We start from the raw sequence: 21,084 nt of genomic DNA, 5'->3' as shown, positions 1-21,084 counted from the left end.
CCTCACTCCCGCACCAACGGCGCGCCGGCATCCCGCCAGGCGATGATGCCTCCGGCGAGGCTGCGCACATCCGGATGGCCCATACGGGCCAGGAGGGCCGCGTACCGCAGCGATCTCTCGCCGACAGGACACGCGAGCAGCACCGGCCGGGACTTGCTGAACGGCAGCCCTCCGTGAACGAGGTCCTCGAACAGCTCGTCGACGATGTTGATCGATCCCTCGATGTGCAGGGCCGCATAGGCATAAGGGCTGCGCATGTCCACGACCAGGGGCTTCTCCGAGGCGATCCACTTCTGCGCCTCGGAGACTCCTACGGCGGCGGTCGTGAGCAGCTCCTCGGCGGCCACCGAGGCGACGGAGTTATGCCGCTGCCGCTGACCGAGGAGTTCGGGCCGACGCTTCCTGATGTAGCTCAGATAACTCTCGACACGGTCGCACACGATGAAGACGGCTGTCGCGGGCTCGGTGAGCTGCGGCCCGATGTCCCGGAGGTGCCGGACCGCTCCGTAGTACGCGGCCCCGCCGGTCGGTCCTGCCAGGATTCCGCACCGGCGGACGAGCGTCAGCATTCCGTCGATGGCCTCGGAGGAGGTGACCTTCTCGATGGTGTCGTAGGTGAGGGGATCGAAGATCCCGACCTCCTGGACCTCGTCGATGTTCCTGATGCCCGGAATGAAGTCCGACTTGTCCGCGACGAGCCCGACCACTCCGACCTTCGGGTTGTGGTCCCGTAACGCCCGCGCCACACCGGTGGAGGAACCGGCCGTGCCGACACCGGAGATGAACCAGTCGGGCGCCCGGCCGTCGAGGTCGGCCACGATCTCGGGGCCGGTGCCGTGCTCGTGGGCCTCCGGGTTGCGCGCGTTGTAGTACTGATCGGTGTGGAGGTAGGTGCTTCCGGGATCGCCGAGACTGCGGTGGAACAGGGTCAGAGGATCTTCCGAGTTCGTGGGATCGAGACACTCGGTCTGCCCCGGCAGTTCCTCGATCTCGGCGCCCAGCAGGAGGAGCATCTCCTTGATCTCCGGGATTCTCATTCGATTGGTGACGCTCTTGAACCCGATCCCGTGCATCCCGGCTATGGCGGCAAGCGCCTTGGCGGTGTTCCCGCTGGACAACTCGACTATCCGGCTGTCCTGTTCGACTGCCGCGGCCAGGCCGGGGCGGACCATGTTCCACGCTGCCCGGTCCTTCAGAGAACCGAAGGGATTGCAGAACTCGAGTTTCGCGTAGAGGTCGATGTTCCGCAGACCGTGGACGTGAGGGTCGATACGCACCAAGGGCGTGTTGCCGACGGTTTCGATGATGCTGTCATACCTCATGCGCGTCCTCTGCGGAATGTAAGGGCCAGTACTGGTCGTCGAGACGCCACTGCCAGCCGTCGGGTCCTCGGAAGGCCGCCACCTTGCGGGCGAGCGGGCGTCGCTGGGCGTGGTGGGCGTTGAAATCCATGCAGTATCCGGCTGTGTTGGGGAACGCCAGAAGGTCACCCGGAGCCGGCAGAAGGGGGAGGGAGACCAGCCTGCGCGTGATGAGATCGGATTCGAGGCACAGATTCCCGAACAGGTGGACCCCGAAGGAGTCCCCGGAGCCGTCCGCCGCCTCCCAGGGCTTGTGCCGACGGAGGACGACCGGGTCCATGAGGATGCCGTGCTCCTCGAGAGCGCAGTCGTCGGCGTTCATCGACAGGCGTACGGAGTGTGTGCCGTCCGTCTCGCGCCGTGTCTCCAGCACGCGGGCCAAGGTCAGCCCGCACTGGTCCAGCAGGGCCCGGCCCGGCTCGACGCACAGGTCGTACAGGTTCTCCAGGAGCAACGTCGCCAGCGGGCGGCCGAGCGTGGGGGCGGGACTGCGCAGGAGTTCGTCCAGATAGTCGGCCCCGGCGACCGGGCGATGAGAAGGGTAGAGATCCAGGCTTCCGCGGAGGGTGCCCCCTTCGCTGCTCAGCCCGTACGTGTGGTTGCGCCAGGCGAGAGCCTCGCGCCGGCCCATCGCCGCCAGGGTCATCTGGCTGGTGTAGCGCTCCCACTGTGCTCCGTCGGCGAGATAGCTGACACCGAATCCGCCGCCGATGTCGATGACCCGGGGACGCATCCCCCGCTCCCTGCAGGCGTCCATGGCCCGCACGCAGCCCTCCAGCGCGAGGGCCTTCTCCTCGATGCTGGTGGTGTCGAGGTGGTAGGAGACGCCGATGACCTCCACGGTCTCCTGGTGCCGCTCGCAAGCGTCCAGCAGGACGGCCAACTCCGAGGCGGGGACGCCGAATCGGCTGCGGCGGCTCAGCACCTTCACCGGGGTGCCGGAGAAGTCCGACAGTCTCAGCAGCACCCGCACCCGGGGCAGCGCGTGGTGGCGCACCAGCGCGGCGAGTGAGTGCAGCTCGGCCTGTTCCTCGATGTTCACCGTGATGCCGGTTCGTGCGGCCAGCCAGAGGAATTCCGGTTCCTTGGGTCCCGTCGCGCTGATGCGGTCAGGGGTGAATCCGCAGGCCAGCGCGTGCTGCAGTTCGCCGAGAGAGGCCACATCCATGGCCGAGTCGGTGGTGGCGAGCCGGCGTACCAGTGCGCTCGACCGGTTGGCCTTGTGGGCGAAGCTGATCTCCCCCCTCAGACGGTGGCGGTGGTACACGGACCGAAACCGTGTGACGTTCTCGGCGATCCGGTCCGGAAGCACCACGTTGAGGGGCGATCCCAGCCCGTCCACGAGGTCGTGCAGGAAGCGGGAGGAGGCCAGCAGGGAAGTGAGGGGTGGTTCGAGCTTCGCGTCCAGGAACAAGGGGACAGCCAACAGCGGCACTCGCCTCTCAGTGGGGCAGCGGCAGCTCGACTGCCATGGCACTGGTCGGCACGCCGCCGCAGGTGATGGATCAACTCAGCGGGATGATTGTCGTATTCATAATGTCCAGGCCGAACGGCCTCTATGCCTGCCCCATGCATGAACGTCAACAGCGACAGGCGCCGGTGCGGGACTCCGCACCGGCGCCTGTCATATGCGCCTGTCTCCCGACGCCGACGGGCGGCAGTGACCGATCAGTGGTCGTCCCAATGCCCGTCGTGCGAGGCGTGCCTGTGGCCGTCATGGACGTAGTCGACATGGTCGTCGTGCGGCACGGCGACGTGGCCGCAGTCCTGTCCGTGCCGGTGCTCGTGCCCTTCGTGCACCGCGTGGGCCGGATTCACGCACTCGTCCACATGGTCCTCGTGGGCGCGGTGCAGGTGGCTGTCGTGCGCGTAGTCGATGTGGTCGTTGTGCGGGATCGCCACGTGGCCGCACCCCGGGGCGTGCTGGTGCGCGTGCGCGGGGTGGGGGTGGTGCGCCGTGGTCGTGGACATCTCGCTGACTCCTTCGTCGGTCGCGGTTCCGGGACACGCCGGACGCGCCCGCAAGAGGGAAGAGATGGACATGTCCGGCATATCTGGCAGCGTAAGCCCGTCCGGGTGCGGGCACCTCCGGGCCCGCTGCCGCAGCCCGGTTCAGCACCCGGAGCATTCGAGCGTCACCCTTCGTCACGACCGGTGCGGGTCGGTCAGTGGACCGGGTCGAGAAGCGCGTCGAAGGCGGCCGGCAGGCTCTTCCACGCCGTGCGGCCCGCTTCGTACTCGGCATCGGTCAGCAGGCAGGAATCGAGCAGGGTGGTCAGCCCGTCCCGGTCGAGGCCGGGGGAGACGAAGACCAGGTGCTGGCAGCAGTCGCCGTGTTCGGGGTGCCAGTCCAGTGCGGCGGCGGCCCGCCGGACCGGCGGAATCATGTCCCAGGCGGCGTCCGGCAGGGACGCGAGCCAGGGGCCATTGTTCTCGACGCAGAGCGCACCGCCCGCGGCGTCCCAGGACAGGAGGGTGTCAGGGCGGTCGGCGAGCCAGAACCGGCCCCTGCTGCGTGCGGCCGCACAACTCAGCTCCTCCAGCGCTTCGTACAGGCGCTCGGGATGGAACGGCCGGTGCTTGCGCCACACGAGAGTGCTGACACCTGCCTCGTCGGCCTCCTGGGGCAGCAGCGCGCAGGCCGGATGCTGGCCCGCGCGGGCCGCTTCCACGTCGAATCCCGCGAGAGCCAGCCTTGTCAGCTCCTTCGAACCGGCCGCCGCCCGGGGAGCCGTCGGGTGCAACTGGCCGATCAGCGCCAGGTCCTCCTCACCGGCCTGGCCGTCGTCCACGAGGGCGACCGCCGACGCGTACTCGAGCTGTCGTGCCCACGTGTCGCCGACGGTGCGCCGATCGGTGGCCGCGGCTGCCAGACCCACCTCGGCGAGGTCGTCCCCGTTGACGAGGTAAGGCAGTACGAGGGCGGGATCCACGGCGGTGATCACGCCGGTCACCTCGACCAGGCCCTCACCGTGCGCGGCGACGACCTCGGCCATCGCCCTGGGCTCGACGGAGTCCCACAGCTCGACGACGGCCATCCGGGTCGTACCGTCGGCTGCCAGGCGCTCCAGCTCCGGCATCAGGTCCTCGCGCAGGGCGCAGCAGGCGCAGTCGTTCACCAAGGGGGCCTCGCCGCTGGACAGCGTCCCGGAGGAGTCGCGCACGGTCCGGTGCACCGCGCCCTTCTCCGCCGTCGCCAGGTCGTGGTGCAGGGCGACGCCGTGGGACACGTCCCTCAGCAGCCCCTCCACGACCGTGCGGCGTGCGTCCGAGTGCAGTCCGCCGACGATGACGACGGGGAGCCTGTGACCGCCTGCCATCACCGGCCCTCCTTGCGGCCGTAGCGTCGCTCGAAGCGCTCGACGCGTCCCGCGGTGTCCAGGACGCGGGCGGTCCCGGTGTAGAAGGGGTGGCTCGCGGAGGAGATCTCGACGTCGACGACCGGGTAGGTGTGGCCGTCCTCCCATTCGACCGTCCGGTCGCTGGTCAGGGTGGAGCGGGTCAGGAAGGCGTAGTCGGCGGCCTTGTCGCGGAAGACGACGGGGCGGTAGGCGGGGTGGATCCCGGGCTTCATGGCGGTGTCCTGGAGGTCGGAGTCGGGCAGGGGAGGGGCGGTGTCAGCGCTCTTCGCGGAAGTCGACGTGGCGGCGGACGAGCGGGTCGAACTTCCGCAGGACCAGCCGGTCGGGGTCGTTCCGCCGGTTCTTGCGGGTGACGTAGGTGTAGCCCGTCCCCGCGGTGGAGCGGAGCTTGATGATCGGGCGTAGTTCGTTGCGAGCCATGCCGCTACTATATGGCAATGGTTTCCATTTTCAATATGGAACCGACTCGACGAGAGGCAGGTAACCCCGTGTCCGCCCACTGTCAACTGACCGGCGCGCAGCCGGGCTTCGGCAACAGGATTTCCCACTCGCACCGGCGCACGTCGCGCCGGTTCGACCCGAACATCCAGCGCAAGCGCTACTGGCTGCCCAGCGAGGGGCGGCATGTGCGCCTGGTGCTGAGCGCCAGGGCGATCAAGGTGATCGACACCATCGGTATCGAGGCGGCGGTCGCCCGCATCCGGGCCCGGGGGGTGAAGGTCTGATGGCCAAGCAGAGCAAGATCGCCCGGAACGAGAAGCGCAAGGCGACCGTCGAGCGGTACGCCGCCCGGCGCGCGGAGCTGAAGGAGATCATCCGCAGGCCGGGCACCCCGGAGTCCGAGCGGATCGCCGCCGTGGGGGAGTTGCGCCGTCAGCCGCGCGACGCCAGTGCCACCCGGGTGCGCAACCGGGACAGTGTGGACGGCCGTCCGCGCGGTCACCTGCGGAAGTTCGGACTGTCCCGGGTCCGGATGCGCGAACAGGCGCACGCCGGGTTCCTCCCCGGAGTGACCAAGTCCTCCTGGTGACAGTTCTGGTGCTCCGCCGGCTCCGGCGATGCTTCATCCAATTAATTGGAAATGATTACCATCTCGGTTAGAGTGCGGGGCGGGGCATCTGACGGAGCGCCAGGCGGTCCATCAGAAGCCCAGGCGCTCTCCGTGGGCCGGTGCCGGGCCCCTCCTCCCCGGCACCGGCCCTCCTCGGCGGCAGCCCGTGCGCGGGCCGGCTCCGGAGGGCCGACGTGACCAGCAGTTGCACCTGCCCGCCCGTAAGGAGGCGACGATGACCACCGTCTCGTCGGCCGCAGTCCCCGATCGGCCCCGGCGTCCTCGAGCGGCGGACCGCCGGCCTGAGGTGATCGCTGCCCTCCGTGAGAACGGTGGGTTCTTGAGCGCCCAGGGACTCCACGCGTCGATGAGGCGGCAGGGAATCCGCATCGGCCTCACCACGGTGTACCGGGCGCTGACCGCCGCGGACGCGGAGGGACGGCTCGAAGCGGTCTACACGCGCCGGGGGGCGAAGGCGTACCGGTACCTGCCGCCGGTCCACGAGCACCACCTGACGTGCAGGGTCTGCGGGGCCGGCGTCGCGTTCTTCTGGCAGGGGCTGGAGGGCTGGGTCGCGCGGCTCGGGCCCCGTCACGGGTTCGCGGACGTGCGGCACTCTGTCGCGGCGACGGGCACCTGCCCCGGTTGCGCGTCCGACGGTACGGGCTGAGAAACGCTCATGCGTGCCCGCCCGGCCGGTTCCTGCTGCCCTTTCGAGGGACGACGGCCTGCCGTCGCCCCGCTGCGCGGGTAGCGGCCCCCAGGGCGGGAGGTTCTTGAGCCGCGCAAGGGGGCCCCGTCGGCCGATGCCTCGACGGGGCCCTGCCGGTCACGGGTACGAACCGGACCGGACGATGCCGTGGCTGCGACCATCGTCCGGTCCGGAGTTCAGAGGTGGGACGCCACGGCGGCCGGGTGCTCGCGCTCGCACACGTCGTCGGTCACGATGCGGGCCGCAGGGTCCGGACGGCCGGGCGCGGCGTCGAGCTGCTCACGCTCTCGCTCGTACTGGTCGAGCCCACGCCCGGCAAGACCGGCGGCGGGCAGCAGGCCCTACGCCGTGAAGGATCAGTCCTCGGGGTGCAGGAGGCCGCGCTCGTACGCCTTCACCAGCCGCTGCGGCACCTGGTGGACGGAGCCGTCGACAGTGACCGGCACGAGCTGAACCGTCGTGGCCTTCCACTGGGCGCGGCGGTGGCGGGTGTTGCTGCGGGACATCTTCCGCTTCGGGACTGCCATGGAGATCACCGTTCTCTTGTCGTCGGCATCGAGGCTACATGGAAACGATAGTCATTATCAATTTGGCGGTCTCCGCTCGAACCGTTGACCTCCTGACCCGAGACGTTTACGTTGCCGGACTAACAGCATGTTAATAGACAAGCTGTTCAGTTACGCGTCAAGGGAGTCCCGTGCCACGCTCCATCGACACCGCGCCCGTAGAATCCTCATCCCGCCCCGAGCGCGTTCCGCGCCGCACCGGCCGCCGGGCGTGGGTGATCCTCGTGATGATCGTGGTCTTCATGATGATCAGCTACGCCGACAAGGCCGTCCTCGGTCTGGCGGCGGTGCCGCTGATGGAGGAACTGGGCATCGGCAAGAGCACGTACGGGCTGATCTCCAGTTCCTTCTACCTGTTGTTCAGCCTGTCCGGACTGGTCGTCGGCTTCTTCTCGGCCAGGATCTCCAGCCGCGCCCTGCTCCTCGCCATGGCGGCGCTCTGGGCCGTCGCCCAGCTGCCGGTCCTGCTGGTGGCCGCCGTGCCCTCGCTGATCGCCGGACGGGTTCTGCTCGGCCTCGCGGAGGGCCCTGCCGCCTCCATGTCCATGCACGCGCTGTACAAGTGGTTCCCGGCCGGCCGGCGGGGGCTGCCGTCCGCGCTGCAGATCGGTGGCGCCGCGCTCGGAACGGCCGTCTCCGCTCCGCTGCTGACCTGGCTCATCGTGGACCACGGCTGGCGTTCGGCTTTCGTGGCTCTCATGCTCGTCAGCGTCGCGTGGTGCCTTGTCTGGCCTTTCGTCGGGCATGACGGGCCGTTCGGCGCGGAGCGGAAGCCGGTCGCAGTCACGGGCCGTCCGGTGCGTGCGGAAGGCCCGCCGCTGAAGGCCCTGCTGACGAACGGCACCGTGATGGGCGGCATCCTCAGCGCCTTCGGGTCCCACTGGGCGCTGGCCCTGTCCAGCGCGTGGCTGCCGGTCTACCTGCAGACGCAGATGGACATGACCGCGACCGGCGCCTCCACCGTCGTCAGCGGGGTCTCGGTGGTGAGCCTGGTGCTCCTGCTGTCCGTGCCCGCCTATGTGGACCGCCTCAAGCGCCGGGGTGTGCCCAGCAGGCGTGCGGACGGCATCCCGCAGGGGGCGGCGGTCCTGGTCGCGGGCTGCGCGCTGGCCCTGCTGCCCTTCGCCGGCGGAGGGCCGGTGCAACTCCTGCTGATCGCGATGGCGTTCGGCTGCCACGCGGTGGCCCTCCCGCTGCACTACGTCACCACGGCCACGGTCGTTCCCGACGGCCGCCGTGGCGCCGTATTCGGGGTCGTGGCCGCCTCGGGAACCCTGCCGGGCCTGTTCGTCCCCTACCTGACCGGTCATCTTGTCGACAGTGCGGCCACGGAGACGGCCGGTTACACCGTGGCGTTCCTGCTGTCCGCAGGTGTCATGGCCGTGTGCGGGCTGCTGGCGATCGCCACCATCCGCCCCGAGCGGGACGCCCGGCGGCTGAATCCCGCGGGGGCTCCCGGCCCGACACCTCAGGCGGGTGTGTCGAAGCCCGTGGCCCAGTAGCGACCGCGCAGAGCGAGGTCGAGCAGCATGCGCACGACCTCCTCGGGCGGCATGGGGGGCACGTCCTGCTCCACCCACCACTGCAGGACTCCGACCTGCTCGCCCACCCAGGCCCTGGCCAGCACCTCGGGGTCGATCCTCGGTTCGACCGCGTTGCGCTCGGAGCGGCCGCGGAACTCCTGGGCGGCGACGCGGGCGCAGGCATCCGTGAACATCCGCAGCGGTTTGCCGTCCCCCTCCCCGCGCAGCACGATCCGGTAGAGGTCACGCTCGTCGTGCGCGTGGCGCAGCATCTGCAGGATCGGTCTGCCCGTGAAGCCCACCGCGCTGTCCCGCACCACGGGGCGCAGCCGTTCGTCGAGCTCGGCCAGGAGGTCTGCGGTCACCCGGGCGAAGAGCTCGTCCTTGTCGCGGAAGTGGCTGTAGAAGGTCGCGCGGCCCACGTCCGCCCGCTGGGTGATGTCTTCGACGCTCAGGGCGGTGAACCCCCGCTCCAGCACGAGTTCCACCAAAGCGTCACGCAGTGCCTTGCGCGTCTTGCGGACGCGTCTGTCCTCGGCCAACGCCGTCCCTCTTTCCCTTGCCGCGCCCGGGCCCCCTGCCGTGGGTGCGACGGCCCAGTGTACGGAAGCCTTGACAGTCCACCTGTTACTGAACAGACTGTCCGGAAATTTGCATCACGTCGATTTAACCCAGCCGATGTGTGTCACTCCCGCATGTGACCGGTCTCAGGAGCCGCCCGATGAACCTCGGTACGTACCTCACGCGCAGCGCCCGCCACTGGCCCGCTCACCCCGCGCTGGTGTGCGGGGACCAGACCTGGTCGTACAGCCGGCTGGAGGCCGCCACCAATCGGCTGGCCTCCGCACTGCGGGGGCGCGGGCTGCGTCCCGGCGACGCCGTGGCGTCACTCGCGTGGAACCGCGCCGAACTCGTGGAGGTCGAATTCGCCCTGTACAAGGCGGGGTTGACCCGGGTCCCGGTCAATGCCCGGCTGGGCCGCGCCGAGATCGAGCACATCCTGCGGGACGCTCCCGTCCGCGTGCTGGTGTTCGACGCGGCGCACCGGGAGGACGCCTTGGCCGCCGTCGAGGCGGCGGGCACCGGCTGCCTGCCCGTGCTGCTCGACCCCACTGCCGACGACAGGCCGGGAGCGGGGCCCGCGACGGTCTCGTACGCCGGCCTGCTGGCCGAGGGGGAAGACGGCGTGACGGCCGTGGAGACCGCTGAACACGACCCGGCGGTACTCAACTTCACCTCCGGTTCGACCGGTGCTCTCAAGGCGGCGGTGCAGACGTTCGGCAACCGCCTCGCGAACATGCGGAAGACCTTGATGAGCGAGGAGTCCCGGCCCGGCCCCGCCACCCGTTACCTGGCCTGCGGGCCCATCACCCACGCCACCGGCATGGTGCTGCTCGCGGGTGTGTTCGGCGGTGCGACCACGCACATCCTGCCGACGTGGAGCGCGGAGGGCTTCCTCGACACCGTCGAGCGGGAGCGGATCACCTCGACATTCCTCGTACCCGCCATGCTCAACATGGTGCTGGCCCACCCGGGCGCCGCGGAGCGCGATCTGTCGAGCCTCACGAGCGTCCGTATCGGTGGAGCCCCGGTGTCCCCCCAGCGGCTGCGCGACGCGGTCGCCCTGTTCGGGCCGGTCGTGGCCCAGGGCTACGGGCTCGCGGAGACCACCAGCGTGGTGGCCGGCCTTTCGAGCGCGGACATCCTGCGGGCAGTGACCGAGGACGAGGAACTCCTCAGGTCGTGCGGGCGCCCCGCGTACGACTCCGAGGTCCGTGTCGTCGACGAGCGCGGTGACGAACTCCCGCCTCGCGAGATCGGTGAGGTCATCGTGCGCGGTCCCGACTGCGTACGCGAGTACTGGCGCGCTCCCGAACTGTCGGCAGAGACCTTCCGTGACGGCTGGGTACACACCGGTGACCTGGCCTGGATGCGCGAGGACGGCTATCTGTTCCTCGTCGACCGCAAGAAGGACATGATCATCTCCGGCGGTTTCAACATCTACAGCACCGAGGTCGAGACCGCCCTGTACGAGCACCCCGCCGTGCAGGAGGCATGTGTGGTCGGGGTGCCCGACGAGAAGTGGGGCGAGGCGGTCAAGGCCGTCGTCGTGACCCGCCCCGGACAGCACGTCGGTGAGCAGGAACTGGCCGACTTCTGCGGCACCCGCCTCGACCGGTTCAAGAAGCCCCGCTCGGTCGAGTTCGTGGCCGCGCTTCCTCACAACCGTAACGGCAAGCTCGACCGCAAGGCCGTGCGTGAGCCCTACTGGGCCGGCGCCGACCGACGCGTGCACTGAACACCCTCAGGAGAGACCGCACATGACCTTCTCGTTCCGCCCCACCTACGACGACCCGCACCTCGCCGGCCTCGTCGACCGTCTGCGTACCTACCTGGACGGTGAACTCGCCGACTACGAGCGGGACCGGGGCATCACGCGTGACACCCGGCTCACCCGTGCCGACCTCGAACCCGTCTGGCGGCGCAGTCGCGAACTCGGCTTCTACGGCATCCACCTGCCCGAGGAGTACGGGGGCCAGGCCCTCAGCAACGTACGGCTCGCCGCGCTCAAGGAGGAGATCGGAGCCTGCGGCCGAGTCCTCGGACACTCGGTACTCGGCGACATGGGCGGACCGCTCCGGGCCGGGGACATCCTGAAGCACGCCACGGAGCACCAGCTCACCACCTACCTTCTTCCTCTTGTACGCGGTGAACGGGCCTGCTGTTTCTCCCTCACGGAGGCCGACGCGGGCTCCGACGTACGGTCCATGACCACCACCGCCACACCGGACGGTGACGGATACCGGCTGACCGGCCACAAGGTGTTCAGCTCGGCGGGCCCCTTCGCCGACTTCGCGATCGTCGTGGCGAGGACGGCCGGCACGGAGAACTCCTTCTCCGCGTTCCTGGTCGACCTCGACAGCCCCGGTTGCGAAGTGGCGGAGGGGGCCACTCCGATGTCCGGCGAGCACATCGAGAGCGACATCATCCTGACGGACTGCCACGTCCCGGCGGCCAACCTGCTGGGGGAAGAGGGCCAGGGCCTGAAGATCGCGCTGGGCCGCGTGACGAGCAACCGGCTGCTGCACTGCCCCACCGCCATCGGCGCCACCCGCCGCGCACTCCAGCTCACCCGCGACCGGGCACTGACCCGCAAGGGCGCAGGCGGCCGCCCCCTCATGGAACTGCAGTCGATCCAGCACAAGCTGGCCGACATGGCGACGGATCTCTACGCGGCCCGCTCGATGACCTACGCCGCCCTCGTCGCCCTGGACAGCGGAGCCGACGTCCGCGCGGAAGCGTTCATGTGCAAGCTGTTCGTCGCCGAATCAGCCTTCCGCGTCCTCGACCAGGCCGTCCAGATCCACGGCAAGGACGGGCTCACCCAGGGCAACGAGATCGAGTACCTCTTCCGCAAGATGCGCATGTTCCGCGTCCTGACCGGAACCTCCGAGATCCAGCGCAACGGCATCGCCAAGTCGCTGGTCACGCTTGCCTGAGGACGCGCTCAGCCCCCGTACCCGAGAGGAGACCGCACGCATGATCCACACCCCGCGGGCACACACGCCCCCTCCCTGCGAGCCCGACGACGGTGAGGACTTCGCGGACGCCGCCCGCGGCTTCGTCGCCCGCCTCGAACCGGGCACCGTTCACGACGCCGCCGGCCGCCTTGTCTGGGACGCCGACGCCTATGCCTTCCTGGACGAGGACTGCCCGAGCACGGCGCACCCGTCGCTGTGGAGGCAGAGCCGGCTGGTGGCCCGGCAGGGCCTGTTCGAGGTGGTACCGGGCGTCTACCAGGTGCGCGGCCTGGACCTCTCCAACATCACCTTCATCGAGGGCCGGCGCGGGGTCATCGTCGTCGACCCGCTGATCAGCACGGAAGTGGCCGCGGCCGCCCTCTCCCTGTACCGGGCCCACCGGGGCGAACGCCCGGTGACTGGCGTCGTCTACACGCACTGCCACGTGGACCACTTCGGCGGGGTGCGCGGCATCATCGACCCCGCCGAAGCCGGCTCCGGCCGGGTGCCGGTGATCGCTCCCGTCGGGTTCCTGGAGCACGCGGCCGGCGAGAACGTGATGACCGGCCCGGCCATGGGCCGCCGGTCCGGTTACATGTACGGAGCCGCTCTGCCCAAGGGGCCCGCGGGGCAGATCGGCTGCGGGCTGGGGCAGACCACCTCGCTCGGCAGCATCTCGCTGGTCGCCCCCACCCTCGACATCACCACCACCGGACAGACGGAGACCGTCGACGGCGTACGCCTCGTCTTCCAGCTCACCCCCGGCACCGAGGCCCCGGCCGAGATGAACTTCCACCTGCCGGAGCTGCGCGTCCTGTGCGTGGCCGAGAACGCCTGCCACACACTGCACAACGTGCTGACCCTGCGCGGCGCCCTGGTCCGCGACCCCAGCGCCTGGGCCCGCTACCTGACCGAGACGCTCGGCCTGTTCGCCGACGACACCGACGTGGTGTTCGCCTCCCACCACTGGCCCACCTGGGGACAGGACCGCGTGGTGCGTTTCCTGGAGGAACAACGCGACGCCTACGCCTTCCTCCATGACCAGTGCGTACGGCTGATCAACGCGGGCCGCACGGGCGCGGAGATAGCGGAGGAACTGCGCTTCCCGCCCGCGCTGGAGCACGCCTGGCACGTCCGCGGCTACTACGGCTCACTCAGCTACAACGCCAAAGCGGTCTACCAGAGGTACATGGGCTGGTTCGACGGCAACCCCGCGCACCTGTGGCAGCATCCCCCGCAGGAGGCGGCGGAGCGGTACGTCGCGTTCATGGGCGGGGCGGACGCCGTGGTCGACAAGGCCCGTGCGTCGTTCGAAGCCGGTGATCTGCGCTGGACCGCGGAGGTGCTCAGCCATGTACTGCTCGCCCGGCCGGAGCACGCGGAGGCCCGCACCCTGCAGGCCTCGGCCTTCGAACGGCTGGGCCACGGGGCTGAGTGCGGCCCGTGGCGCAACTTCTATCTCATGGGCGCCGCGGAGCTACGTGACGGCGTACTCGGTACCCCGGCCCGGGGCGCCCCCGACATCATCGCCGCGCTGACGGTCGAGCAGATCTTCCGGTCCATGGCCGTCCGCATCAACGGACCCCGTGCGGCGGCGGCCGGCCGGATGCTCCTGCGCTGGGAGATCACCGCACCGGACCCCGCGCCGCCGGGGAGCTCCGGCACGACCGAGACCTGGACCGTTCTCCTGTCCAACGGCGCGCTCACACCGATGCGAGGCGGCGCCCCGCGCGGGGAGGATCCGGATGTGACGCTGCGGCTCCCGCGTACCGTCCTCGATGCCGTGATGAGCAGGGCCACCACCCTCGCCGACGCCATCGCCGGGGGCGACGCCGCGGTCGAAGGCGACACACGGACCCTGCTCACCTTCGGCACACTCACCGACCGGCCCGACCCCCGCTTCCCGATCGTCACGGGGTAGGGAGGGACGTGACCGCACGGATCCGCGTCCTTCGTTCCTCGCTCCGGCACGGAGTACCGGGCGGAACGGAGTTGCCGTGGCCGCCGGCAGCGCCGACGATGCCGGGGACGAAGTCGCGCGCCCCCGATCTCGTCCGGCCGGCGCACGGGGACGCAGGGAGAACGGCCTTCCGGGTGTTGGGCTGGAACACCCTTTCGGCCCTGAGTGGGAGGTCTACAAGGTGCGTGGCAAGGTTTTCATGCTGATGACCGGGGTGACCGGCGAGCCGATAGTGATCCTCAAGTCGGCCCCCGACGAATCGGCGGCCCTGCGTGAGCAGTACGCCGAGATCACTCCCGGCTGTCACATGAACAAGAAGCACTGGGTCACGCTCGAAGGCGGAGACTCGGTCGACCGTGAGCTGGTCGAGGAGCTGGCGACCGAGTCGTACCGGTTGGTGGTCGGCAAGCTGCCCCGTCGTGAGCGGCCGGTCGACCCGCGCACGTACGCCCGTACGGCCTGATCGGCGGTTGTGTCATGCCCTTCGGCGGTGAGGACCTCCAGGAGACGGCGCGCACCACGGCCGGTGCGCTGCCCGGTGTCACGCGCGGCCGGCCGTTCACCGAGCACCTGGACGTGTACAAGGTGGCGGGCAAGGTCTTCCTGATCGTCACCGAGGACCCGGACGAGTTGATCGTGACGGTCAAGGCGGAGCCGGAGTACGGTCGGCTGCTGCGGGGGAACCATCCGTCGATCGCGCCGGGCCGGTACCTGGACAAGCGGCACTGGATCTCCGTGGGGGAGGGCCGGGGCGTCGATCCGGACCTGGTCGCCGACCTCGTCGACCACTCGTACCGGTTGGTGCTGGACACAGTCCCTCGCGGCCGTCGGCCCCCGTGACCGCCCGGGACAACCGAGGAGGCTGCTGTGCGGCGCGGTGGCCGTGACGGTCCACCGCCGGGAACGCCTGGCTTTGCGCGTCACTCCGGCCGGTCACACCTCGGCGGCCCGGTGTGTGGTCCGTCCGTCGAGGACCGTGAGCAGGACGGGCAGATCCGGTAGTTCGGTGGGGGCGGTGGTGAGCGGGTTGTCGGCGTAGGCGGTCAGGTCGGCTCGGTGGCCGACGGCGATTCGGCCCGCCTCGTGCTCCTCACCCGCGGCCCGTGCCGCGTTGACGGTCATGCCCTGCAGGGCTTCCAGCGGTGTGAGTGCCTGCTCGGGGCCGTGCGGCGGCAGCGTGACGTCGCGGGACGGGCGTCGGTGGCGGGCCCCGGCCATGACACCGAGCGGCGGGTAGGGGGCGATGGGCCAGTCGGAGCCGAGGACGACGGTGGTGCCGGAGTCCCACAGGTCGCGGCAGCGCCAGGCGCGCGCCGCGCGCTCCTGGCCCAGGCGGCGGGACCAGTTGTCGGTGTGGTCGGCGCGGGTGAAGTCGCAGCAGTGAGTGGGCTGCATCGAGGCGATGACCCCCAGTTCGGCGAAGCGGCGCACGGTGTCGTCGGGGACGGTCTCGATGTGCTCGACACGGTGTCGTACCTCGCGGCCCCCCTCGGCCTGGGCCTTCTCGACGGAGTCGAGGACATGCCGGACGGCCGCGTCGCCGATCGCGTGGGTGGCGGTGGGCACACCGGCCCGGTGGAGCTCTCCGATGATCCTCGTGTACACGGCGGGGTCGGGCCAGAAGGCACGCGTGGATTCGCCGTGCAGGTCCGGGTCCTCCAGCCAAGCGGTCCCGTTGTCGATCGTGCCGTCCATGAAGATTTTGACGCCGTCGGTGCGCCACAGTTTCCCGCCGGTGCCCTGCTGCTCGACGAGGGCACGCAGTTCGTCGGTGCCGGCGCCGGGCTGGCACCAGGGTGCGACGCGGAGCCGGAGGGGGAGTTCGCCGGCGGCGTCGAGCTCGGAGTAGAAGGCGAGGCTGTCGCCGTTCGCGTCCATGACGTGGCCGCCGGTGAGGCCGGCGGCGGCCATGGACCGCAGGGCGGCGGCGAGCCGGTCGCGGCGTTCCGCCCGTGTGGGCCGGGGCGCCACACGCTCCACGACCTCACAGGCAGCGTCCTCCAGCAGGAGACCGGTCGGCCGGCCCCGGTCGTCGCAGACGATGTGGGCGGAGGCCTGGGCGAAGGTGCGCGGCCCGTCGACCCCGGCGAGTTCCAGGGCACGCCGGCTGGCGAGCATGGAGTGGGCGTCGAAGAGCAGCAGGAGGGCCGGGACACCGTCGAGGACGGTGTCGAAGGGGGCGATGCCGACGGGCAGGTCCCCGAAGACGTTGGGGTCCAGCCCCCAGCCGTGCAGCCAAGCCCCCGGCCTGAGCGAGCGCACCCCGCGTGCGAGTGCCTCGCGGACGTCCTCGATCCCGGTGCAGTGCGACAGGTCGAGACCGTGGGTGAGTTCGGCGCCGGACACCGGGTGGAGGTGTCCGTCGACCAGTCCCGGGGTGACCACGGCTCCATCGAGGTCGATCACCGTGGTCGAGGCGTCCGCGAGCGCGCGGATTTGCTGGTTGTCGCCGAGTGCCGTGATCCGCCCTCCGGCCGCGGCGAGGGCGGTCTGTGGAAGGAGGGCTCCCGAGCCGGGGTCCAGCAGACCGGCCGACAGCAGGACGAGAGAGGTACGCACAGAGAACTCCTTGGAACGTCAGGTCAGTTGGGGACGGTGGCGTCGGTCAGGGCGCCAGGAGGCAGGCCCAGGCCGCGTTCTGCGGTGAGGGCGGCCATCCGTGCGAGCTCGGGGGGACGGCCCGCGGTGGCGGTGTTGGCGTGGGCCCCGAGACCGTCGATGACGACAAGGATCTGGACGGCGGTCACGAGGGCGTCATCCGTGCGGAATTCGCCCTGCTCGACGCCTTCGCGGATGACCCCTTCGAGCCGGCCGCGCCATGCGCTCTCCTGGGCGACGACGCGGTCACGCAACAGGGGGCGGTAGCGGCTGAGGTGCCGGGCGTTGAGCCAGAGCCGGCTGATGTCGTCGTACGCCTCGCCTGCCGCCCGGGCGAAGAACCGCGCCAGGTGCTGTGTCGGGGTGGCGCCGGCCCGGTCGGCCGGAAGGAGGCTGTCGAGCTCGCTCCCGGCGGCGTCGCCGTAAGCCTCCGCGACGAGGTCCTCGACGGCCGGGAAGTAGTGGCTGATCAGTCCTGGCCGCACGCCGAGCTCTTCGGCGATGCGCCGGAGGGTGATGCATTCCAGACCCTCCGTCAGTGCGACCACCGAGGCCGCTGCAACGATTTCCGCACGTCTGGCGGCGGGAGATCTGCGGATTCGCTTGTGCGGGACGCTTGACGGCATGGAATCGATGCTATTGAGTTTGCGACCAATAAACAACCAGGTGGGTACGCAGCATCCGGAGGAGCCCGATGGCAGCGACGATTCCCGACCCGCAACCCGGCACACACCCCGCCGATGAGGCAGGGCGGCCCCCCTCGGACCGGGCGAGCCGCGTCGAGGCCCACGGCATCGACCACATCGGCGACGAGGAGCGCCACGGTCACCCGCGGCAGTTGTTCTCCATCTGGGCGGCGGCGAACGTCAACTACCTCAGCCTGGTCACCGGCGGCGCCCTGGTACTCATGGGTCTGAGCCTGTGGCAGGCCCTCGCGGTCATCGTCGTGGGCAACCTGTTCTGGCTGCTCACAGGGCTTCTCTCCATCTCGGGCCCGGCGGCGGGCGCGCCGAGCGAGGTGATCACCCGGGCGATCTACGGCGTGCTCGGGAACCGGGTGAACAACGCGATCGTCGGCTGGATGATCTCCGTCTGCTACTTCGCCCTCAATCTGGCCGCCGCCGCGACCGCCGCCTTCTCCCTCGTCGAGAAAGCCGGCATCACCGCGAACACCGGCGTCCAGATCACCGTCGTCGTGGTCATCGCCGCCCTCACCCTGGCCATCGGCGTCTACGGCCACGCCATGATCACCAGGCTGTATCTCCCGATCACGCTCGTCCTGTCGGCAGTCTTCGCCGTGGTCGCCGTCCCGGTGCTCAGGCACACCGACTTCGGCCACACCCCGGCCGAGCCCCTGAGCGGCATCGGTCTCTGGTCGGTCCTCATCGCAGGTGTGACCCTCATCGGCTCCGGCCCGCTGTCCTACACCACCAGTGCCGACTTCTCGCGCTACCTGCCCCGCACGACCTCCTCGAAGGCCGTCGTCGGCTGGACCACCCTGGGCGGGTTCGTACCTGGTGTCATCGTCTGCTCCCTCGGAGCCTGCGCCGCGACCGCGGTCGACATGAGCGACCCGCAGACCGGCCTCGAACAGATCCTGCCCGTCTGGTTCACCCCGGTCTTCCTGCTGGCCCTGGTCCTCGGCACGATCGCCATCAACGCGCTGACCTCCTACAGCGCCGGCCTCGCCCTCCAGGCCGTCGGCATCCGCATCCGCCGCACCCGCAGTGTGCTCGTCGACGGGACCGCCGCCGTCTCCCTCACCCTGTACGGGCTGCTCATATCCGATTTCCTCGACACCGTCAGCAACGTCCTCCAGCTCACCGTCGTCCTTCTCGGACCCGCCATGGCCGTGTACGCCACGGACATCCTGCTTCGCCGCAACCGCTACGACGGCCCCGCGCTCATGGACGAGTCCCCGGGCAGCCGCTTCTGGTACACCGCCGGATTCAATCCCGCCGGGACCATCGCACTCGCGGGTGGCGTCACCGCGGCCGCCCTGTGCGTGAACACCCTGTACACCGGCCCGGTCGCCCAGGCGCTGGGAGGTGTGGACGTGGCGCTGCCCGTCGGCATCGTCGTCGCCTCGGTCCTGTACACCGCCCTGACGCGAGTCTCCGGCCGTGTGCTGGTGCGCTCGTGAACGAGAACCGCTCAGGCTCCGACCGCTGGTGCCGGAACGACGCGCCGTGGGGGAGCCAGTCCGTCGGAGCCGCCCCCCTGCCTTTCCAGGCTCCTCTCAGGGCACGGCGAGGGGTATCTCGCACCACACGGTCTTGCCGTTGCCGCGGGGATCGATTCCCCAGGTGTCAGCGAGCTCTTCGACGAGCATCAGGCCCCGGCCGGATGTGTGCAGTTCCGTCGCGGCACGGCGTCGCGGGGAGGCCGGTGACGTGTCGCTGACGGCCAGACGCAGGGCCCGCCCGCCGTTCCGTACGGGCCTGGCCGTCAGAGTGGTGGCGCCGCCCGTGTACAGGAGGGCGTTGGTGACGAGTTCGCAGGCGAGCAGCTCAGCGGTGTCGCTGATGGCCTCCAGTGACCAGTTGCTCAGCGCTGTACGCAGCCCGAGCCGTGCTGCCCGCAGCGCGTCGGGGTCATGGGGTGCGATGTCGGTCTCCCACTTCGGGGCCGGGACGGGCCTTCCCCGGGGCCGCCGCAGGATCAGGAGCGCCACATCGTCCTCCTCCCCTGTGTGATCGGCCATGCTGCGCAGCAGATGGTCGGCGAGCTCGTCGGGTTGCTGCGGCCCGGTGTGCAGGGCCCGGAGGAGCCGGCCGCGCCCCACGTCGATGTCCTCGGCGCGGGCCTCGACGAGTCCGTCCGTACACAGCACGAGCGTCGACCCCGGCTCCAGGACCGTCTCCGAGGCCGGGTACACGGGCTGGGTGCCCTGAGTCGAGAGACCGAGCGGGAGCCCACCAGGGATGCCGAGCCACGCGGCGCCACCGTCCGGGCTCCGCAGCAGGGGTTCCGGGTGCCCCGCGCGCACGATCGAGGTCATCCCCGTGCGTGGGTCGAGCAGGGCGATGAGACAGGTGGCGAAGCGGTCGGTGGCGAGTTCCGTCAGAAAGACTGAGGTGCGTGCCATGACGGTGGCCGGTGGATGGCCCTCGGCGGCGTACGCCCGGAGGGCGACGCGGAGCTGCCCCATGACGGCAGCGGCTGTCACGTCGTGGCCCTGCACGTCGCCGATGACTGCGGCGATCCGGCCGTCGGGCAGCGTGAGGGCGTCGTACCAGTCGCCGCCGATGCCTCCCCGGGCGCGGGTGGGCCGGTACCGGGTCGCGAGGGTCAGGCCGGGGGCGTCGGGGAGGACCCCGGGGAGCATCGCCGTCTGCAGTCCGGCGGCGAGCTCGTGCTCCTGGTCGTAGAGCAGGGCCCGTTGCAGCGACTGGGCGATGACTTTGCCCAGCGCGGTCAGTACGGTCCGCTCGTCCTGCGGGAAGCCGGCCCTGCCCTCGTAGGTGAGCCCGACTGCGCCGATCGGGGTGTCGTGGGCGATCAGCGGGAGGAAGACCGCTGCTGCGGCCCGCGGGAACTTCGTCAGATAGGGCTCGACAGCCGGGTACCGCTCGACGAAGTCCGTCCGGTCGGTCAGGAAGACCGCCTCCCGGGTTCGGGCCGCATCGGTGAGCGGAAGGGGTTCGTCCAGACGGGACAGGTGGAAGTCGCGGACGATCTCGTCGGCCACGCCGTTCGCTCCGACCAGTCCCATACGGCCGTTGTCGACCAGGCCGAGGACGATGCTGGAGGCGCCGATCTGCTCCAGGAGCCGGGTGGTGGTCAGCGCCTCGGCGACGTCCTCGACGGTGAGGGTCGGGACGAGGGCGTCGCTGACGTGTCCGACGATGTCGGCCTGGCGGCGTCGGTCGTTCCTGGCGATGCGCAGTTGCTCGGTCTGGTCGACGGCACGCAGTTCCTGGGTGGCGTCACGGATGATCCCGATGACGCGGACCGGGCGCCCCGACGGGTCGCAGACGACGTGGCCCTGGGTGTGGGTCCATCGCAGCGCGCCGCCCCGGTGCCGGCGGATCCGGAAGTAGAGGCTGAAGCCGGAACGTTCCCGCAGCGCACGTTCCACCTGCTCCTCGATCGCGGGCAGCTCCACCGGGAGCATCCGCTCACCGAGCGTGCTGAGACGTCCGTCGAACTCACCCTGCCGGAACCCCATCACGGCAAGGCCGCCGCGGTCATAGCGCATCTCGCCACTGGCCAGGTCCCAGGTGAAGCTGCCCATGCCGTTGACCGCCAGAGCGACACGGGCCGCGGCCTGAGGACGGCCCCGCGGGCCGAGTCCGCCGTTCGGTTCCAAGGAGTGGCTCATGAACCTCCTACTGACCGGCTCCGCTGAGTGCTCGACGGGCCGGGACGACGGGCCACGCACCAGGGGCGGTCGATATCACCATTCTGCGCGGAACCGCCTCCGAACG

The 21,084-nt window shown here is 70.2% G+C and carries 20 protein-coding genes and 1 pseudogene; 10 read left to right on the top strand and 11 right to left on the bottom strand.

Annotated features, from left to right (window positions below; all coding sequences use genetic code 11):
- Positions 1-2 precede the first annotated feature (2 nt).
- The 6 genes from AB0P41_RS06390 to rpmG all read right to left on the bottom strand — a co-directional run bounded on the left by AB0P41_RS06390 (position 3) and on the right by rpmG (position 5,143).
- The gene (locus AB0P41_RS06390; RefSeq protein WP_365930457.1) at positions 3-1,322 is read right to left on the bottom strand and encodes a pyridoxal-phosphate dependent enzyme; all 1,320 of its coding nucleotides are present in this window, start codon (positions 1,320-1,322) and stop codon (positions 3-5) included.
- Positions 1,312-2,790 (bottom strand): Y4yA family PLP-dependent enzyme, encoded by a 1,479-nt coding sequence (locus AB0P41_RS06385; protein ID WP_365930747.1) that lies wholly within the window; start codon positions 2,788-2,790, stop codon positions 1,312-1,314. Before AB0P41_RS06385 ends, AB0P41_RS06390 begins: the two co-directional genes overlap by 11 nt.
- A gap of 239 nt (positions 2,791-3,029) precedes the next feature.
- Positions 3,030-3,332, bottom strand: coding sequence for a hypothetical protein (locus AB0P41_RS06380; protein ID WP_356714468.1), 303 nt, complete (start codon positions 3,330-3,332; stop codon positions 3,030-3,032).
- A 194-nt stretch (positions 3,333-3,526) separates the two neighbouring features.
- Positions 3,527-4,681, bottom strand: a complete 1,155-nt coding sequence (locus tag AB0P41_RS06375; protein WP_365930455.1) for a GTP-binding protein — start codon at positions 4,679-4,681, stop codon at positions 3,527-3,529.
- Positions 4,681-4,935 carry a type B 50S ribosomal protein L31 gene (locus tag AB0P41_RS06370; protein WP_356714466.1) on the bottom strand — a complete coding sequence of 85 codons (255 nt, stop codon included), beginning with the start codon at positions 4,933-4,935 and terminating at the stop codon, positions 4,681-4,683. Before AB0P41_RS06370 ends, AB0P41_RS06375 begins: the two co-directional genes overlap by 1 nt.
- Before the next feature lie 43 nt (positions 4,936-4,978).
- Positions 4,979-5,143, bottom strand: a complete 165-nt coding sequence (rpmG, locus tag AB0P41_RS06365; protein WP_033303001.1) for a 50S ribosomal protein L33 — start codon at positions 5,141-5,143, stop codon at positions 4,979-4,981.
- 68 nt (positions 5,144-5,211) lie between these two features.
- On the opposite strand from rpmG, the gene rpmB reads away from it, so the two are divergent.
- The 3 genes from rpmB (at position 5,212) to AB0P41_RS06350 (ending at position 6,444) form a co-directional block, all read left to right on the top strand.
- Positions 5,212-5,448 (top strand): 50S ribosomal protein L28, encoded by a 237-nt coding sequence (gene rpmB, locus AB0P41_RS06360; RefSeq protein ID WP_365930454.1) that lies wholly within the window; start codon positions 5,212-5,214, stop codon positions 5,446-5,448.
- Positions 5,448-5,753 (top strand): 30S ribosomal protein S14, encoded by a 306-nt coding sequence (gene rpsN, locus AB0P41_RS06355; protein ID WP_365930452.1) that lies wholly within the window; start codon positions 5,448-5,450, stop codon positions 5,751-5,753. Before rpmB ends, rpsN begins: the two co-directional genes overlap by 1 nt.
- A 256-nt stretch (positions 5,754-6,009) precedes the next feature.
- Positions 6,010-6,444 carry a transcriptional repressor gene (locus tag AB0P41_RS06350; RefSeq protein WP_365930451.1) on the top strand — a complete coding sequence of 145 codons (435 nt, stop codon included), beginning with the start codon at positions 6,010-6,012 and terminating at the stop codon, positions 6,442-6,444.
- Between the two features lie 398 nt (positions 6,445-6,842).
- Here AB0P41_RS06350 and rpmF read toward each other — a convergent pair whose 3' ends face one another.
- Positions 6,843-7,013: a 50S ribosomal protein L32 gene (gene rpmF / locus AB0P41_RS06345; RefSeq protein ID WP_356714462.1), complete on the bottom strand. Its 171-nt coding sequence runs from the start codon at positions 7,011-7,013 to the stop codon at positions 6,843-6,845.
- Between the two features lie 170 nt (positions 7,014-7,183).
- Between rpmF and AB0P41_RS06340 the strand changes: the two genes are divergently transcribed.
- Positions 7,184-8,554, top strand: coding sequence for an MFS transporter (locus tag AB0P41_RS06340; protein ID WP_365930449.1), 1,371 nt, complete (start codon positions 7,184-7,186; stop codon positions 8,552-8,554).
- Here AB0P41_RS06340 and AB0P41_RS06335 read toward each other — a convergent pair.
- A complete protein-coding gene (locus AB0P41_RS06335; RefSeq protein ID WP_356714460.1) occupies positions 8,521-9,117 on the bottom strand; it encodes a TetR/AcrR family transcriptional regulator in 597 nt (198 codons plus the stop codon). The genes AB0P41_RS06340 and AB0P41_RS06335 overlap by 34 nt on opposite strands.
- A 179-nt stretch (positions 9,118-9,296) precedes the next feature.
- On the opposite strand from AB0P41_RS06335, the gene AB0P41_RS06330 reads away from it, so the two are divergent.
- The 5 genes and pseudogenes from AB0P41_RS06330 (at position 9,297) to AB0P41_RS06310 (ending at position 14,896) form a co-directional block, all read left to right on the top strand.
- Positions 9,297-10,874 (top strand): AMP-binding protein, encoded by a 1,578-nt coding sequence (locus AB0P41_RS06330; protein WP_356714459.1) that lies wholly within the window; start codon positions 9,297-9,299, stop codon positions 10,872-10,874.
- Between the two features lie 22 nt (positions 10,875-10,896).
- On the top strand, positions 10,897-12,075 hold the full coding sequence (locus AB0P41_RS06325) for an acyl-CoA dehydrogenase family protein (protein WP_356714458.1): 1,179 nt from the start codon (positions 10,897-10,899) through the stop codon (positions 12,073-12,075).
- Positions 12,076-12,115: 40 nt separating this feature from the next.
- Entirely contained in the window at positions 12,116-14,017 is a 1,902-nt protein-coding gene (locus tag AB0P41_RS06320; protein WP_365930446.1) for an alkyl sulfatase dimerization domain-containing protein, read from the top strand.
- A 166-nt stretch (positions 14,018-14,183) separates the two neighbouring features.
- A pseudogene (locus tag AB0P41_RS06315) lies at positions 14,184-14,519 on the top strand (MmcQ/YjbR family DNA-binding protein); the annotation flags it as partial.
- Between the two features lie 14 nt (positions 14,520-14,533).
- On the top strand, positions 14,534-14,896 hold the full coding sequence (locus AB0P41_RS06310; RefSeq protein WP_356714456.1) for an MmcQ/YjbR family DNA-binding protein: 363 nt from the start codon (positions 14,534-14,536) through the stop codon (positions 14,894-14,896).
- A 93-nt stretch (positions 14,897-14,989) separates the two neighbouring features.
- On the opposite strand, the gene AB0P41_RS06305 is transcribed toward AB0P41_RS06310, so the two are convergent.
- Complete coding sequence (locus AB0P41_RS06305; RefSeq protein WP_365930444.1) at positions 14,990-16,615, bottom strand: amidohydrolase; 1,626 nt, start codon at positions 16,613-16,615, stop codon at positions 14,990-14,992.
- A 23-nt stretch (positions 16,616-16,638) separates the two neighbouring features.
- Positions 16,639-17,280 (bottom strand): TetR family transcriptional regulator C-terminal domain-containing protein, encoded by a 642-nt coding sequence (locus tag AB0P41_RS06300; protein WP_356714454.1) that lies wholly within the window; start codon positions 17,278-17,280, stop codon positions 16,639-16,641.
- Between the two features lie 68 nt (positions 17,281-17,348).
- Between AB0P41_RS06300 and AB0P41_RS06295 the strand changes: the two genes are divergently transcribed.
- Complete coding sequence (locus AB0P41_RS06295; RefSeq protein ID WP_365930442.1) at positions 17,349-18,797, top strand: cytosine permease; 1,449 nt, start codon at positions 17,349-17,351, stop codon at positions 18,795-18,797.
- A gap of 96 nt (positions 18,798-18,893) precedes the next feature.
- On the opposite strand, the gene AB0P41_RS06290 is transcribed toward AB0P41_RS06295, so the two are convergent.
- On the bottom strand, positions 18,894-20,978 hold the full coding sequence (locus AB0P41_RS06290) for a SpoIIE family protein phosphatase (RefSeq protein WP_365930441.1): 2,085 nt from the start codon (positions 20,976-20,978) through the stop codon (positions 18,894-18,896).
- Positions 20,979-21,084: the final 106 nt, after the last annotated feature.

This window comes from Streptomyces sp. NPDC079167 (assembly GCF_040686735.1).
Classification (GTDB): Bacteria; Actinomycetota; Actinomycetes; order Streptomycetales; family Streptomycetaceae; genus Streptomyces.
This window is presented reverse-complemented; position numbering and strand designations above follow the sequence as displayed.